The organism is Providencia sp. PROV200 (assembly GCF_049901995.1).
In the GTDB taxonomy this organism is placed as follows: domain Bacteria; phylum Pseudomonadota; class Gammaproteobacteria; order Enterobacterales; family Enterobacteriaceae; genus Providencia; species Providencia rettgeri_E.
The window spans coordinates 564,713-580,418 of sequence record NZ_CP096307.1 but is presented as its reverse complement, the minus strand read 5'-3'; the positions used below and the strand labels follow the sequence as shown (position 1 = coordinate 580,418).

General features: G+C 43.0%; 17 protein-coding genes. 4 read left to right on the top strand and 13 right to left on the bottom strand.

Annotated elements, in window-relative coordinates:
* Nucleotides 1-29: 29 nt before the first annotated feature.
* On the bottom strand, nucleotides 30-1,619 hold the full coding sequence (rtcR, locus tag M1E86_RS02530; RefSeq protein WP_426099239.1) for an RNA repair transcriptional activator RtcR: 1,590 nt from the start codon (nucleotides 1,617-1,619) through the stop codon (nucleotides 30-32).
* A 497-nt stretch (nucleotides 1,620-2,116) separates the two neighbouring features.
* Between rtcR and M1E86_RS02525 the strand changes: the two genes are divergently transcribed.
* The 3 genes from M1E86_RS02525 to M1E86_RS02515 are packed head-to-tail and all read left to right on the top strand — an operon-like array spanning nucleotide 2,117 to nucleotide 5,284.
* The gene (locus M1E86_RS02525; RefSeq protein ID WP_213914035.1) at nucleotides 2,117-3,235 is read left to right on the top strand and encodes a slipin family protein; all 1,119 of its coding nucleotides are present in this window, start codon (nucleotides 2,117-2,119) and stop codon (nucleotides 3,233-3,235) included.
* 3 nt (nucleotides 3,236-3,238) lie between these two features.
* On the top strand, nucleotides 3,239-4,465 hold the full coding sequence (locus M1E86_RS02520) for an RtcB family protein (protein WP_213914037.1): 1,227 nt from the start codon (nucleotides 3,239-3,241) through the stop codon (nucleotides 4,463-4,465).
* A gap of 24 nt (nucleotides 4,466-4,489) precedes the next feature.
* Nucleotides 4,490-5,284 carry a nucleotidyltransferase domain-containing protein gene (locus M1E86_RS02515; RefSeq protein ID WP_125892884.1) on the top strand — a complete coding sequence of 265 codons (795 nt, stop codon included), beginning with the start codon at nucleotides 4,490-4,492 and terminating at the stop codon, nucleotides 5,282-5,284.
* 101 nt (nucleotides 5,285-5,385) lie between these two features.
* Here the strand turns inward: M1E86_RS02515 and M1E86_RS02510 are convergent, their stop codons facing one another.
* The 7 genes from M1E86_RS02510 to M1E86_RS02480 form a co-directional block, all read right to left on the bottom strand.
* Nucleotides 5,386-5,679: a type II toxin-antitoxin system RelE/ParE family toxin gene (locus M1E86_RS02510; RefSeq protein ID WP_213914038.1), complete on the bottom strand. Its 294-nt coding sequence runs from the start codon at nucleotides 5,677-5,679 to the stop codon at nucleotides 5,386-5,388.
* A 2-nt stretch (nucleotides 5,680-5,681) separates the two neighbouring features.
* Nucleotides 5,682-5,951 (bottom strand): type II toxin-antitoxin system Phd/YefM family antitoxin, encoded by a 270-nt coding sequence (locus M1E86_RS02505; RefSeq protein WP_125892888.1) that lies wholly within the window; start codon nucleotides 5,949-5,951, stop codon nucleotides 5,682-5,684.
* 180 nt (nucleotides 5,952-6,131) lie between these two features.
* Nucleotides 6,132-6,554 (bottom strand): DoxX family protein, encoded by a 423-nt coding sequence (locus tag M1E86_RS02500; protein WP_125892890.1) that lies wholly within the window; start codon nucleotides 6,552-6,554, stop codon nucleotides 6,132-6,134.
* A 203-nt stretch (nucleotides 6,555-6,757) separates the two neighbouring features.
* Nucleotides 6,758-7,330, bottom strand: coding sequence for a molecular chaperone TorD family protein (locus M1E86_RS02495; protein WP_125892892.1), 573 nt, complete (start codon nucleotides 7,328-7,330; stop codon nucleotides 6,758-6,760).
* Nucleotides 7,331-7,367: 37 nt separating this feature from the next.
* On the bottom strand, nucleotides 7,368-8,264 hold the full coding sequence (locus M1E86_RS02490; RefSeq protein ID WP_213914045.1) for a dimethyl sulfoxide reductase anchor subunit family protein: 897 nt from the start codon (nucleotides 8,262-8,264) through the stop codon (nucleotides 7,368-7,370).
* The gene (locus M1E86_RS02485; RefSeq protein ID WP_213914046.1) at nucleotides 8,261-8,899 is read right to left on the bottom strand and encodes a DMSO/selenate family reductase complex B subunit; all 639 of its coding nucleotides are present in this window, start codon (nucleotides 8,897-8,899) and stop codon (nucleotides 8,261-8,263) included. Before M1E86_RS02485 ends, M1E86_RS02490 begins: the two co-directional genes overlap by 4 nt.
* The gene (locus tag M1E86_RS02480; RefSeq protein ID WP_213914048.1) at nucleotides 8,896-11,313 is read right to left on the bottom strand and encodes a DMSO/selenate family reductase complex A subunit; all 2,418 of its coding nucleotides are present in this window, start codon (nucleotides 11,311-11,313) and stop codon (nucleotides 8,896-8,898) included. Before M1E86_RS02480 ends, M1E86_RS02485 begins: the two co-directional genes overlap by 4 nt.
* Before the next feature lie 191 nt (nucleotides 11,314-11,504).
* On the opposite strand from M1E86_RS02480, the gene M1E86_RS02475 reads away from it, so the two are divergent.
* A complete protein-coding gene (locus M1E86_RS02475; protein WP_213914050.1) occupies nucleotides 11,505-12,278 on the top strand; it encodes an AraC family transcriptional regulator in 774 nt (257 codons plus the stop codon).
* A gap of 24 nt (nucleotides 12,279-12,302) precedes the next feature.
* Here the strand turns inward: M1E86_RS02475 and M1E86_RS02470 are convergent, their stop codons facing one another.
* From M1E86_RS02470 to M1E86_RS02450, 5 genes are all read right to left on the bottom strand, one after another.
* Complete coding sequence (locus M1E86_RS02470) at nucleotides 12,303-13,313, bottom strand: adhesin (RefSeq protein WP_285316305.1); 1,011 nt, start codon at nucleotides 13,311-13,313, stop codon at nucleotides 12,303-12,305.
* Nucleotides 13,314-13,473: 160 nt separating this feature from the next.
* Nucleotides 13,474-14,007, bottom strand: a complete 534-nt coding sequence (locus tag M1E86_RS02465) for a fimbrial protein (RefSeq protein ID WP_213914053.1) — start codon at nucleotides 14,005-14,007, stop codon at nucleotides 13,474-13,476.
* Nucleotides 14,007-14,522 carry a fimbrial protein gene (locus M1E86_RS02460; RefSeq protein ID WP_125892906.1) on the bottom strand — a complete coding sequence of 172 codons (516 nt, stop codon included), beginning with the start codon at nucleotides 14,520-14,522 and terminating at the stop codon, nucleotides 14,007-14,009. The genes M1E86_RS02465 and M1E86_RS02460 overlap by 1 nt, the downstream gene beginning before the upstream one ends.
* Nucleotides 14,515-14,925, bottom strand: coding sequence for a fimbrial protein (locus tag M1E86_RS02455; protein WP_125892908.1), 411 nt, complete (start codon nucleotides 14,923-14,925; stop codon nucleotides 14,515-14,517). The genes M1E86_RS02460 and M1E86_RS02455 overlap by 8 nt, the downstream gene beginning before the upstream one ends.
* Before the next feature lie 47 nt (nucleotides 14,926-14,972).
* Nucleotides 14,973-15,677 carry a molecular chaperone gene (locus tag M1E86_RS02450; RefSeq protein WP_333987524.1) on the bottom strand — a complete coding sequence of 235 codons (705 nt, stop codon included), beginning with the start codon at nucleotides 15,675-15,677 and terminating at the stop codon, nucleotides 14,973-14,975.
* Nucleotides 15,678-15,706 lie beyond the last annotated feature (29 nt).

The following is a 15,706-nucleotide window of genomic DNA, read 5'->3' as shown; positions in this document are numbered from 1 at the left end:
ATCAGCCCCCTCATGGGGGCTTTTTATTATCAATTCCCTTTCCTCCCCTTCACGCCATCCCAATCCAACCCAAACTTGGCGAGATATTTTCGCAGCCTATCCGCATCATTGGGCTGTTTTTTATGTTGCCGCGAAACGGCAAATAGCTCGCGCCCCGCTTCGGAAAGGGAAGCTGAACGGCGACACACTTCAAGTACCGTTGCCAACTGTTGCTTATCGAATAAATCAATTTCACCAATTTGCTGTGGTAATGTATTGGTTGATTTTGTTTGCCATTGGGCTTGCAAGCGGCTAATTTCCTCTTCGGCCACCGCTTTGGTGATACGCCCTCGTTCGGCGAAGGTCGCCATTCGGCTAATCGAGGCGCCCAGTTCGCGGAAATTACCACGCCACAGGGCCCGCGGGGAACAAGCAAACTTCACATACACACTGCGGGCTTCGCTATCAAAGCGGATTTGGCTTTGCTGATCTTGGCAAAACTTAGCTAATTCATAATCGATATTCGGTTCGATATCTTCACGCCGTTCTTTTAACCCCGGTAAGGTAAATGTCCACATATTGATACGGGCGTATAAATCTTCGCGAAACTTGCCTTCCTCGACTTGCTCTGCGAGGTTACGATGCGTCCCTGCGATCAGTTGAAAATCACTGTGGATTTCATTATCTGCACCAAAAGGAAAAAAGCGTTTTTCTTCGATAGCTTTCAGTAGCATCGCTTGCTCATCAAGGCCTAGCTCCGCAATTTCATCGAGAAATAAAATACCGCCATCCGCTTCTTTTAATAAACCACCTCGTGCATTTAACGCCCCAGTAAACGCCCCTTTTACATGGCCAAATAGCGTCGACATCGCATTATCACCGCGCAAGGTGGCACAGTTGACCTCAACAAATCGCCCTTTGACTTGATGGCGGCTTTCACGCAATTGATAAATACGTCGTGCCAAGAACGATTTCCCTGCCCCTGTCGGGCCATTGAGTAAAATCGGGGCTTTTGAACGTAATGCGACTCGCTCAATTTGCTCGATCATAGTGTTAAAAGCAGTGTTTCGTGTAGCAATGCCTGACTTTAAAAACGAAACCTGCTGTTGCTGCTCTTTTTGAAAACGGCTGGTGATGTGAGTATAACGGCTTAAATCAAGGTCAATCACAGTATGAATGCCAATAGGGTCTTTTTCTCGCCCTTTCTGGCTCGGTGACGTTTGAATTAATTTGGCAGGTAAATAATGGGCTTCCGTTAATAAAAACCAACAAATTTGTACCACATGGGTACCCGTAGTGATGTGTACCAGATACTCTTCGTTATCAGTATCAAATTGATAATGCGAAGAAAAATCCAACAATGCGGTATACACCTCTTCGAAATCCCACGGGTCTGCAATATCCACTTCATGAAACACCACTTCGGTATTGGGAGAAGCTTGTTCAATATCCTCTTTCACCCGGTGCGCCATGGCATAGTCATTCACCTGATGCAGCAGTTCAAAACGACCAATATCCAAACCAGGCTGTTGGCAAAGCCCAACCGTTGGCCGCCATTTTGTCCAGCGATTCGCTTTTTTACCTCGCCTATCAAGTACAGTACCTAATACGCCAATCACAACCTTATTTTTTTTGCTCATATTATTTATATATATTTATAAACTACGATATAAAAAGATAACAAATAGCATAGTTCATTTACCACGCTAATGTTACCCACTTTTCTCTTAAAGTTATTTTTTAATTATTTATCAAATAGATAAAAAATATTTATTTCATTGTTAAAAGAGTTGGCACGCTTCTCGCAATACTATACTCATCCACTGCCGGAAATTGTCTGAACTTCGCGTTCAACCGGTACAGACATGGTGGCTTAGCCACTGCATGGTCTGTATGCCGCCGTCAGGAAGATGTTCCGTGATAACTGGTTCATGCAGGTTCGATTCCTGCCATCACTCAACCTTATGTCTCCAAACATAAATAAAAAGCCGTAGCAGTTAAGCGGCACACCGCCACCCGAGAACTTAATTGGGTAGCGAGCAGAAATTTAGACAGCTCGATAAAGCGCTCTACTTTTCCCCTCGCCACTTCATCATGTTCTTCGCTGGCGGATAACGAAAATAACAAGGATAAAATAATGAAAAAAATAAATATCGCTCAAGGACAAATCGCATTGATCTCTAAAAATGGGGATTTTAAACAATTACTGACCGCGGGTGAGCACCGTTTAAACGATTGGTTTAATCAATTAACTGTGACATTGTTCACGCTCGATAATGAGCCCATTGATGAAAAACTGGCTGAGCATTTACGCCAATTTCACCCTGTTTGGGTTGATGAGCACTGTATTGACATTGCTTTAGCTGATGATGAGATTGGATTTGTTTATTTACATAATAGTTTGACCGAAATATTACCACCAGCAACCCGTCGGTTGTCTTGGAAAAATGGCAATAACTTAAAGGTAGAACTGCAATCGCTAGAAAATAGTGTGATTGACTCTGCATTCATGCCACGTTTGATGGGTAAAAAACGTATCAAAGGTAGTGAATGGGTACTGATTAGCCAAGTGCCTGCATGGCATGTCGGAATGCTAAAAATTGATGGTGAGATCCAAGATTTATTACAACCGGGCACTTACGGTTATTGGAAAATCAACCACAAACCGGAAGTTGAGATAATAGACACGCGTTTACAGTCATTAGAAATCAGCGGACAAGAGATTTTAACCAAAGACAAAGTTACACTGCGGATCAATCTGTGCGCTAACTGGCGCTATCACGATGTTTTGCTGGCGTTCTCAAAATTGAGTCAGCCTATAGAACATTTATACCGTGAATTACAGTTTTCCATACGAGAAATCGTAGGGACTCGAACCTTAGATGAACTATTAGAAAACAAACAATTAGTTGATGAGATGATGTTAGCTCAAGTCGCGCAATGTGTGGCTGAATTTGGCTTAGAAATCGATAGTATCGGTGTAAAAGACATCATTTTACCGGGGGATATGCGTACCATTTTATCCCAAGTTGTCGAAGCCGAAAAATCGGCACAAGCGAACGTGATCCGCCGTCGCGAAGAAACCGCCGCGACTCGCTCACTGCTAAATACCGCAAAAGTGATGGAAAACAACCCTGTCGCGCTGCGTTTAAAAGAACTTGAGACCTTAGAAAGCATCGCACATCGAATCGACCAAATTTCTGTTTACGGCGGTCTAGACCAAGTATTAAACGGATTAGTAAAAATTAAGGAATAAAAAATGATAAATAATAAATTCAACGAATTAATTCAAGAAAATGGCGTATCAGTAAAAATGTGGACTAACGGTGTACCCGTTGACCCTAAAGCAGTAACCCAGTTGCAAAATACGGCCAAAATGCCATTCATTTTTAAACACCTTGCTGTGATGCCTGACGTACATGTCGGGAAAGGTTCAACCATTGGGAGCGTGATCCCAACCAAAGGGGCGATTATCCCTGCGGCCGTAGGCGTGGATATTGGTTGTGGAATGATTGCCGTGCGAACGTCCTTAACAGCATCGGATTTGCCAGATAGCTTGCAAAACATCCGTTTTGCTATTGAAGCGGCTGTCCCGCACGGTCGAACCACACATCGACATGGACGTGATAAAGGGGCTTGGCATCGTACACCGGATATTGTCGATACCCACTGGGCGCACTTGGATGAAGAATTTAAACGTATTTGTGATAAATACCCAAAACTGCGTCAGACGAACCATTACAACCACTTAGGGACATTGGGAACCGGAAATCATTTCATTGAATTATGTTTGGATGAGCAAGACCGTGTGTGGGTAATGTTACATAGCGGCTCACGCGGAGTGGGGAATGCAATTGGTAACTTGTTTATCACGTTAGCGCAAAAAGACATGCAACAGCATATCGCTAATTTGCCCGATAGAGATCTGGCTTACTTTGAAGAAGGTAGCGTGCATTTTAATGACTATATGGAAGCGGTCGGTTGGGCGCAGGACTTTGCCCGCCATAACCGTGAAGTGATGATGCACCGCGTATTAGAGGCGCTGTCACGGGAAATTCCAAAACCATTTACGACCCAACAAGAGGCCGTAAATTGTCACCATAACTATGTGCAAAAAGAGCAGCACTTTGGTGAAGAAGTACTGGTAACCCGAAAAGGCGCAGTATCCGCTCGAAAAGGCCAAATGGGGATCATACCGGGATCTATGGGTGCCAAAAGTTTTATCGTGCGCGGTTTAGGTGACGAAGAGAGTTTTTGCTCCTGTAGCCACGGCGCAGGACGTGTAATGAGCCGAACTGAAGCCAAAAAGCGTTTCTCAGTCAGCGACCAAAAGATGGCTACCGCTCATGTGGAATGCCGAAAAGACAGTGATGTGATTGACGAAATACCGATGGCGTACAAAGACATCGACGCGGTTATGGCTGCGCAATCATCACTGGTAGAAATTGTTCATACCCTGCGCCAAGTGGTGTGCGTGAAGGGGTAAATATAAAAAATAACAGGAGAAAGCATGGAAACTGACCATGAAAGTGTATCCGTGCTAATGAGAGAACGGATAGGAAAAACACTCAAAGAAATAGAAGAAACTCATCACGTTAAAATACTGTTTGCGTGTGAGTCCGGAAGTCGCGGTTGGGGCTTTGCCTCCCGCGACAGCGACTATGATGTTCGATTTATCTATGTTCACAAACTTGATTGGTACCTAACACTGGATAAAAAACGCGATGTGATAGAAAAGCCAATTGATGATGAGTTAGATGTATCAGGTTGGGAGCTATCTAAGGCACTGAAATTAATGCGAAACTCAAACCCTGCATTAATCGAGTGGTTGCACTCGCCAATTGTGTATTATAAAGATGAGGCATTTTTTGCTCAACTGGAGCAACTGGCAGCACAATTTTATTCGCCATTAAAGTCACGTTATCACTATTTATCAATAAGTAAGCGCAATTTACATACTGATTTTAAAGGTGAGCGCGTTAAATTAAAAAAATATCTTTATTTATTACGGGCGGTATTAGCTTTACGTTGGATAGAAGCAAGCAAGAGTATGCCACCAATGGCATTTTCTGAATTAGTCGCGGCCACAGTCACTGATAGCAAAGTACTCGCAGAGATAGATGAATTGCTGGTTATTAAGCATCATGCGGTTGAAACCGATTATGGCGCGAGGCGAGCAGCTATTGATAGGCTCGTTCTGGAAGCTATCGCCAATGCAGAGCGAATGCAATTTCCGGAGCCAGCTTGCCGTGACAGCCGATTATTGGATGACTTTTTCCGTAAAACGGTGTTAGAAAATAATTAACTAATATTTTTCAAAAAAATAGACCATCAGAAAAATTTTGACGGTCTATTTCTTTAATAATATTAAATAATTAACAATAAAACTTATTGCCACCCGGCTTTTTATAAATGAGAGTTTGGATCCTGTGTATGATGCAATACCGCTAGCACTTCAATGCCTTCAAGCGCTTTTCGATAATAAATGATGTGACTTTCAACAGGGAAGCTAAAAACGCCCAAATATAAATCTTCACTACGGTCACGGCCAAGAGATGGCTGGTTCGCGAGTATATCCGTCATTGTCACACGTAATGTATTCGCATAAGCCTCAGCAACATTAGCTCCCCACCTGCGCAGAGAATACAGCTGAATTGAGCGGATATGTCCTTTCGCTTTATGAGTAAACTTAACGCTCATCCTTAAGCCTTATTTTCAAGTTCGTCCATAGCTAACGGGGCAAATACATCATCAATGCTATGAAGTTCACCGCGTTCTGCTTGCGCAATAGATTCAGCCAAAACCGCTTTTAAAGCCTGTAATTTTAACTGCATTAGCTGATCATATTCATCTGGAGAGATAACAACAGCAACGCGCTTCCCATGCTTACTTATTTCAACAGGTGCACGCTGAACTTTCATCAACAAATCACCAAATTGATTTTTAGCAACTTGTGCGGGGATCGTTTCCATACATCACCTACAATATAAAATGGCTTGATTAGCCATTATAGCTAAAATAGCTTAAATAACCAGCAATCCAAAAAATCACGTGTCTTGAACTTCCCGTAGTTTGGGCAAAAAAATAGACCATCAGAATATTTTTGATGGTCTTTTTTCAAAGGCAATGTCAAACACGAAAGAAAAACTAATTTATCGCCAGTTCGGGTTTTTGATAATGGAATATTTACCCGCACCTAAAAATGCTAATGCAATGCCACCTAAGAAGAAATACACAATACTTTCAATCGCCCATGCGCCAGTTTTATCGAGCAAGAATGTTTTATCTAGCCCAATCATCAGCCATGCAACCACCATAGTGAAGGCAACTAATAATGCCGATGGCCGAGTTAAAATCCCTAAAATAATCAAAATAGGGGCAACCACTTCGCCTAAAATGGTTCCATAAGCGATAAACTCAGGTAACCCATAAGAAGCTAATAGCGCTTTAATGCCACTCGCCCCTGTCATTAATTTGCTCATGCCATGAAACAGCATGAGCCCACCCACTGCAAGCCGTAATAACAACCTGCCAGCATCTTCATGGGACAACAAACGATTTAATAAATTGACCACTTTATACCCCCTCTATGGATATCCAAAAGCATCATCAAGTAGTATGGCTTAAAAATGCATTATGGCTCATAAAGGTAAAGTAAGAATCATTTTAATTTGCATTTATTATAACTAAATCAATTTTCATTTAATTAAAATTTGTTAACTTTTCACCCATTCAAATATTACGTTTAATTAACCATTTAACCATCAAAAATACTGAATTAATATGATAAACATGACCTCACAGTAACCAGTGTTAATTCCGTTAATGCGTTATAAAATGGGCTACATGTTGTTCGATTTAATTGCTGGTAAAATTGCGGTAACCAATTCCCCAAGTGATCATTCAACAGCTCTTTTAATGCAGCCTCCCTGACTTGTGAAGCCAAAACTGCTGCTTGGAATAACATTAAACCAACATGGTCAGAGGGTTCTGGATAACGCGTCTGAATTTTTAAACGCTCTCGTTTTAAAAACTCACTCAAGGCCACCGTGGAGGAGCCCTGCAATACCCCTTCAGGGTCGAGATATACCGAGCCCCATGGCGGGGCCGGTAATGCTTCGGGACCAATAAACAAATCTGTCCATTGAGTGTGGAGTGACGCAGCATCGATGTTTAGCGACGCCGAGATACGCTCACTAAGCTGCGCACTGATCTTACAAGGCCATTGCGATGCAAAGTCATTTAACTTGAAAAAGCTTATCGCATAACGGCTTGCATCGTCATTTGGTGAAAATAAATAGCACGTGCCTAAGATATTAAACGCCGCTGCGTAGTGTGAAAAATGGATCATGAAAAAGATAATTTCCTAAGCAATATGCGGTTATTTATCAATGGATCGTATAAAAACAGTAGCGCAGCATAAATTCAGCAATCATGGCAGCCGCACACCCCACCACTAAATATCCTTTGCTGCTCGAAGACATAACCCCACTCGCACTCTGTCGCATATGGCGAAATAATCCATACCCCAATACAATCACCGACAATATTCCAACAACCCAGCTTGTAATACGCAGCGACCAAATCCCTTGGTAAGCACCGATAGAGTCGATAGGAAATGTAATCGATTCATTATTATAGCTCGTGCTAACTAAGTAGCTTTCATAGGCTGGTTGATAAGCTAAACGGACTAACAAGCTAATACCAATCACGGCCCACAGTATCCATAACCCGCGAGTTGAAACTTGCGCCGCTGGCGAACCTGCATGAAAACGTAATAACAAATTGATTAATAAATAATACCCAGCGGCTCCCGCAGTTAACATCGTGCCGTAGAACATCAAATAGGTATTATCATTCATCCACGTTAACATTGATGTATAACGATAAATTGAAGCCATGGCATATACATCACACAGCCCAGCGATAATCGCTAAACCAAGTAACAAATATGACAGCTCCTTTTTGAACCAGAGCCATAGAAAGGTCAGCCCAAGAAAAGCAAAATAGGTCGCAGTGAAAACCACTTCACGACTTAACCATGATGAAAAAATATTCAACAAGGAATTAGGCGCATTCAAAGGAACCCCTAAGTGGGTAATTGAAGACAACAAACCAATACCCGCGAAAACACAGGCGACAAACACATACCGCAACAAAAATTGTGCATTAACTTTACTGCCCAACGCCGCTGATAATTTTTTTGCGAAAAGCGCTAACATCACACTCAACCCAATGGATGTTTGCATTAAAAATGTGAATAACAATAGTGGCCATTCATTCATTTGACTTCTCCTTGAGAGTTTTGAGTGCGGCCGGCCCCTTGGTGCGGGTGGATCACTAAATTTGGATGCGTAATCGATGAGTCCGGTAACCCACGAACATCCGCCAGCTCGCCATAACGTTCTCTTAATTCATCTATCGGGCCAAACTGAATGGCCCCTAATGGACACGTGGCGACGCAGACGGGTTGCTCACCTTTGAGTTGTAGGTCGATACAAAAATCACATTTCGACATTTGTTTGGTTTCAGGGTTCATTTGCGGTGCACCATAGGGACAAGACCACGCGCAAGTTCCACACCCCACACATTTATCTGTGTTGACCATCACGATACCGTCCCCTTCACGTTTGTGCATGGCTGTCGTTGGACAGTTTTTCACACACATTGGGTCGGCACAGTGGTTGCATGAAATGGATAACGTATAGGCAAAGACGTTATTCACCAGCCCTCCAGTGCCGTTTTCGATAAACTCACCGCCTGCGACTTCATATACACGACGATACTTGCGACCCACATCGAGGTTATTTTTATCTTTGCACGCCACTTGGCAGGCTTTACAACCTGAGCACCGTGCAGAGTCGATATAAAAACCAAGCTGTTTGCTGCTTACCGCGGGATAAACGTGAAATTCACTCATGCTTTGCTTACCTCCACCAATAAGGTTTGATGGGCATTTCCGTGTGCCATTGCTGTGCTACGGGCTGATGTTAAAACGTTAGCGCAACCGCCTTGGTCAACGCCATTTTCGTCAGGTTGCCACCATGCTCCGGCCTGTAAAGCCACCACGCCAGGCATAATCCGCTGGGTGATTTTGACGGGTACCATGGTGATACCGCGGTCGTTATTCACTTTGACTCGCTCTCCATCTGTAATATTTCGTCGCTTGGCATCGATGGGGTTGATCCACAACTCTTGGCGCTGCACTTCTTGTAGCCACGGGTTCGCAAATTGTGTTGAATTGGCACGATTACGGCCTTTCCAAGTAATTAATTGCAATGGATAGCGTGAAACTAGCTCGTCTTCTGGCCCTTCAATGGCGGGTACATAATGAGATAGCGCAGGGATCTCCACATCATTACGCTCATAGAGGCGCTGAGAAAAAATCTCAATTTTTCCAGATGGCGTTTCAAACGGGTTATTATCGATATCGTTAATATTTTTCTCAAAAGCGACATGGCCAACATGGGGTTTATGTTTTAACAAATGGCGACGTTTAACCAGCAACTCATCAAACGTTGGAATGCCGTCTTCTGGGCGCTTTTGGTGGGCATCGTTAACTAAATGCTCAATCCACTCTTTCTCTGTTCGACCTTCACTGAATGTCTCACCAACCCCAAGTTTATCCGCAACCTCTCGTAACCATTCATAGTCACTACGGCGCTCAAATTCAGGCTCAACGACTTTTTCAGATAAAATAATATAATCACCGGTTCCCCATGTGCCCCCCACATTCCAACGCTCTAAGAAACTGGTTTCAGGCAGTAAAATATCTGCATACTTGGCGCTGGGAGTCATGTATAAGTCGCTATAAACGATAAACTCGACTTTACTTTCATCTTCCAGAACATTAGCCGCATGCAAAATATCGGGGTTCTGGTTAGTCATATAGTTACCCGCTAACGAAAAAATCATTTTGATTTCGGTATCGAGTTTTTCTGCGTTTTTTAAACCATTATTTGGCGTCACAAGGTCTTTGTTTTCACAAGCTTGTACCCAATTGGTGATATTGATTTTTGCTTTGACTGGGTTTTCAAATAAGCTAGGCCCCGCTAACGTTTTACGTAAATCAGGGGTGACAGCCACCCCATAGCCCGCAGCCCAACCCCCTTTCACGCCTACATTTCCGGTGATGGTAGCTAACAGCGTGGCACCTCTTGCAGAGCGTTCACCACAAATATGGCGCTGAGGGCCCCAACCTTGCATTAACGCTGCAGGTTTTGTATTGGCGTACTCACGAGCCAGTTGACGAATGGTATCCGCGGGCACTTTCGTGATGGGTTCCGCCCATTCAGGGGTTTTCACGACCCCATCTTTTTTTCCCATTAAATAAGCCATCAATGACTCATTTTCAGGGATGCCTTCAGGCATCTGGTGCTCATCAAACCCCAAGGTGTATTTATCGATAAAGGCCTGATCATGAAGCCCTTCGCTGATGATCACATACATCATGGCATCCATCATCGCGTTATCTGTGGTCGGCAAAATAGGGATCCACTGGTCGGCTAATGACGATGCGGTATCCGAATAACGTGGGTCAACCACAATGAATTTGGTGCCATTTTTTTTCATTTTTTGGAAATAATGATTAGTATGGCCAAAAATGGTTTCGTTCGGGTTATGTCCCCACAAGATCACCAATGGCGTATCTTCGAGTGTGTCTAGCGTGCTACCGCTGGCCGACGTGCCATAAGTATAAGGCGTGACCGCCATGGTATTGCCGTTGCTCACTGAATGGTAATTTTCCAGAAAGCCACCTGTGATATTAAATAGCCGGCGTAGCATATTGGCACCGGAAAAAATTCCCCCCGTTACCCCAGTACTAAGGCTAACAAAGCGTGATGCAGGGCCATATTGTTCGTTAATTCGCTGCATGTTGTCGGCAATCAGTGTTGTCGCCTCTTCCCAGCTAATGCGTTCAAAGCGCCCTTCACCACGCTTACCCACGCGTTTCATTGGGTATTTCAATCGATTCGGGTGATAAACGAATTTGCGATAACTGCGGCCACGCACGCAAGCGCGCATGATTGGCATCTCTTCGTCTAAATCGGCATCTGGACGGGTACTAATTCGTGTTACCACGCCTTCTTTAACATGCGCTCGAATATCACATTTTCCACCACAGTCAAAACTACTGCAGGTCGAGACCACACGCTCACCGTTATTTTGCAGCATTGTGGTTGGGATAATATTCGGGTTTTCTGGTGTCGATGCGACCGTGTTTGTGGCAATAAATGGGACAGCCATGAGTGCAGAGCTGCCTTGAATAAACCGACGACGGGTTAGGGGGTCAATCAAACTCTTGCTATCCGCCTGATCGTGATAATTTTCCATGATAACTCTACCTCTGGCATACATTAGGTTGCCGCGCTAGAGTAATCATTTCCCTGCTTGCCAACTTTCGAAAAACCGCCAAACACATTGGAATTTCAGCCAACCATGAAAAACATGTGGTTATATCAATAAAAATTGCCTATATTCAGAAAATAGACAATAACTTTTGAATATCAGCCAAGAAAATTACTATGCGAAATATTCCTCTAAAAACGGTCGATACAATTCCGCGTGATGTTTTAGCTATCGGCACTGATTACCTACCAAACGTGCTGCTTGATTCTCACGTTCACCGCCGCGCCCAGTTTCTATATGGTGCGACAGGCTTGATTGAAGTGAGTACAGCAGATGGCGAATGGGTCATACCACCTGATAGTGGTGTTTGGATCCCCTGTAATACGCCTCATGAAACACGCATGTTGAATGTCAGTACGCGTAGCTTATACATTGAGCCCAAAGCCGCTCCACGTAGGGGAAGCAAATGTGAAGTGCTCAGGGTTTCACCCTTACTTCGTCAGCTATTGCTTGAAGCGGTTGATACCCCAATTGAATATGATTTAAATGGCCGTGATGGTGTGATGTACCAGTTGATTTTGCATGAAATTGCACAAGCAGAACCCCTGCCTTTCTACGCCCCAATCCCACGGGATGAACATTTAGCCCAATTGTGCCGGGAATTCCTAAAAGCCCCACAAATCACCTCATTACCACAGGAATGGGCGGCAAAACTGCACAAAAGTGAGCGTTCATTTAGCCGTTTTTTTGGTGCTCAAACAGGGTTATCTTTCTCTGACTGGCGCCAGCAAGCTTGTTTATTAAGTGCGATTACCCACATTTCTGCGGGTAAATCCATTACCGAGGTCGCATTCGATTTAGGCTACAATAGCGTTGGGTCTTTTTCGACCATGTTTAAAAAATGGTTAGGGCAAAGTCCATCCAGCTTTATTCAGAGAATTGGTGGATAATATCTAACCATTCAAAAACTCCATTTAATCAAATGTGGCGATTAACCATGCAGACCCTTGATAGCTTCCTGCGTCTGCATTGCTGCCTTGAATACGACTACGTATCTGAATAGTACGATCTGACTGAATCCCCACACGAATGTCTGTGCCTGTCGCCCCAGTTTGCTCATCCACAATGTCTAATTGACTGTAAATTGTTCTATTTGAAGCATCTTTCATCGGCAAACGTTTTTGTGGATCACCATCTGTGGCATAGTCTAACCGTAACCTTACCTTCGTTAAGGCAGCAAATTTGCACGTGTATCTGATACTTTCCGTCACCAAGCTATCGTAATGAATACTACTTAATTGTCCGTGTCGCAAATTGACTGTGCTAGCCTGCCCTGAGCTCGTTTGCGTGGAGCACATTGCTTTCACATTTAACTGGGAAGCGGCAAGACGCATTGGCACTGTTGATTCAGATAAAGGCCAGCTCTCAAAGGAAGGCGCTGTTTTAGGTTCAGTAAAAGCGCGAACATAGCCTGCTAAATCCATTGCAGGAATAACCAGTTTTCCATCAATAATTTGCTCATTAATAAAAAATGTAATAGTAACCGGAAATTGACTGGTAAACTCTTGAGCAGACCTAACAAGCCCCACATAAGCATATGAGCACATTCCTGCATCAATATTTATCCAATTTATTATCGGAGTTTCCACCGTCATCACTAAATTGTTATTGATCCGGTAGGTCGTTTTTCCGTCAATCGTGACTCCCGCAGAAGCCACATACATAAACAAACGATGAAATGCCTGTGACGAATGAATTCTTGTATTACTGCTTCCCCATCGTCTCCCAACACAGTCAACTAAGCCAGACACGCTCACTTGAGCACTAGTACCGTCAATAACAATAGGGTTTCCTACACGATAATAATTTTTGCCATCAGAGCCAACTCGTGCAATGGGTTCAATAACACTATTGCTATCGATCCGAATTGAATAACCTGAATTGGAATTTTGTATTCGGGGTGCATAGTCTGCATGAGCTTTCATTCCATACAAACTAAGAATGACTACCAAAAAATACATTAATAAGCTAGATGGTTGTTTAAAGAACTCTCTCCTCAAAAATAAGGGAAATGGTATTTTCACCATAGAGCAAGAAACCACCTGAAATAGGATTTGAAAATTAGACATAACCGATATTACCGCCTTAATAGTAAGTGACCGAAATCATGGCAATAGCACTAAATTTTCCAGCACGGAGTTGGCTCGCTGGTAGGGTACTAACGAGGTCAGCTTGTAAAATAATTCGCTGCAAAGTGGCATCTATTTGCTCTGGGAATATTTGCTGAATTTGATTAACTTCAAGTGGATGAGCCACACCACCAGTTATATTGTTGATATTAATACCAAGGCCATCAGTATCCGTTGATAAAATGTTTTTTCCTTGATAGACCATCGTGTTACTGTTTTTGGGGTTAATCATAATACCGAGCGCTTTATTCCAATTACAGCCAGTTAAATACAAAGGAAATGTATGGGATTGGAAAATATCATCAGAATTATGCGGTATATTAATCACCCCAAAATGGATTTTTAACGGCGTGCTGTTGTCTTCACTACGAAGATGACAGGCAGGGTCGACTAGCGTCGCACTAACATCAATTAAAACATCTGATTTAGCTATAAAAGAGAAGCATAAAAAACACAAAATAAATTTAGATAACCAATTGATTGTATTCATCACTCATACTCCAATGAAAAAGTCGCTGAGCTTGAAAAAAAGCCTTGTTTTGCCTCATTCAACGGGTTTTTACGGGCAAACACCCCAAATTCCAATTGTTGAGTCCCATCGGCAACCGTAACAGGCTCGACCTCAATTGATTGTTCCCAAACCACAAGTGTTCTTTGCTTATCAACCACCCCCAGCAGTACACCACTATCTCCATCTGTTCCAAGGTAACTTTGCCCCTCGACACTAACGCGTTTTGGGCTCTTCCAAGTAATCTTTATCATCTTATTGAGGTCAGACTGACTACATTTTTCAATCGTGATAAAAAAGGGGGTGATATCACTGGTAATGTTATTATTAATCGACTTCAACCGTATATTTTCAATTTTCACCTGCTTATTGATGGAATCAGCCGCTAACTGACAGGTTTTGTTGACTAAAATTCCGCTAAATTCCACATCTAGGCTATCCTTACACCAACCAAAGATAGGAAATACAAGGCTTAAAAGTAAAATTGCCTTACTCATAAACCACCTCCAACCGTAATAAATTCGATTTATGCATTGAAGCAGGTGGATGAATAAAATTATTACCGTTGAATAAATTCATTTTTTCTATGGTCGTCACATTTCCATTCTGCACATCATAGAAGCGTATTTGTGCGGGCGTTGTTTGCGTTTTATCCGCAGAAAATGCACCGCCTGCGCCACATTGAGTCAATATCACCGTTGAAGTTGATATTTTTAAGTGGCAAGGCGAATTGAATAACCGAGCGCTCACTTCTAACCATCCACTATTTGAATCTTCATAATGCGATTCATTCACTGCAGTATGATTTAAAAACTCGCTCGCCGAAGCCATCCCGCCTATCACGCCACTGATGACCATGCCGCTGATGAAAAATAGACCGATAAGCATATGTTTTATCAATGCATTACTCCTTCTATTATTAATGCTAGGCATATTTCCCGACTTAATTAACGTTCATCAACCACAGTGCAAACCTTTTGCTGACAACGAAAAGCCAAAGTCGGTTTTCCGCCATAGTCGTTGATATAGGTTAAATGTGGCTTTGTCAGCGGCTGGGAAACAAATTCTTGGGTGGATTTCGGCGGCACCATCACCACCTCAAATTGACTTTGTTCAGACTGCTTTTGGTTATTACCCAAGCCAATAACCGTCAAATTGAAAGGTGTTGAATTATTGAGTTGATACCCTTTATTGGTCTTCATTAGTGTGAGCTTATGTGTCCAATTTGTTTCTGACTCGGCTAAAATGGACGGGGGCCGATAAAAAAGCTTCACCCGCGATTGCAAAGCAATTTGTAAGGTATTCGCATCATGAGATTTAGGCGGGACTTCTCGTAAATTAAAATAAAATACGGATTCCCTATCTTGCGGTAACTGACTAAGCAAAGGCGTCAAACTCAAACGAACTAAGCTTTGACTCCTCGGCTCGACACGCTGTAGAGGTGGCGTGGCTAATAACGCTCCTTTTATTAACTTGTTACCTTGCGGGTCTTCAATCCAACTTTGCGCGAGATATGCTTCTTCTGGATTATCATTGGTTATCTTGATATTGATCGATTTCGCATCCCCAGGGAAAATGATCCGAGTGCGATCCAAAGTCACTGCGGCATCAGTATTAAAAGACAATATTGGTATGACAAACAGAACTCTCATAATCCATTGATAATAGATATCTAACTTCC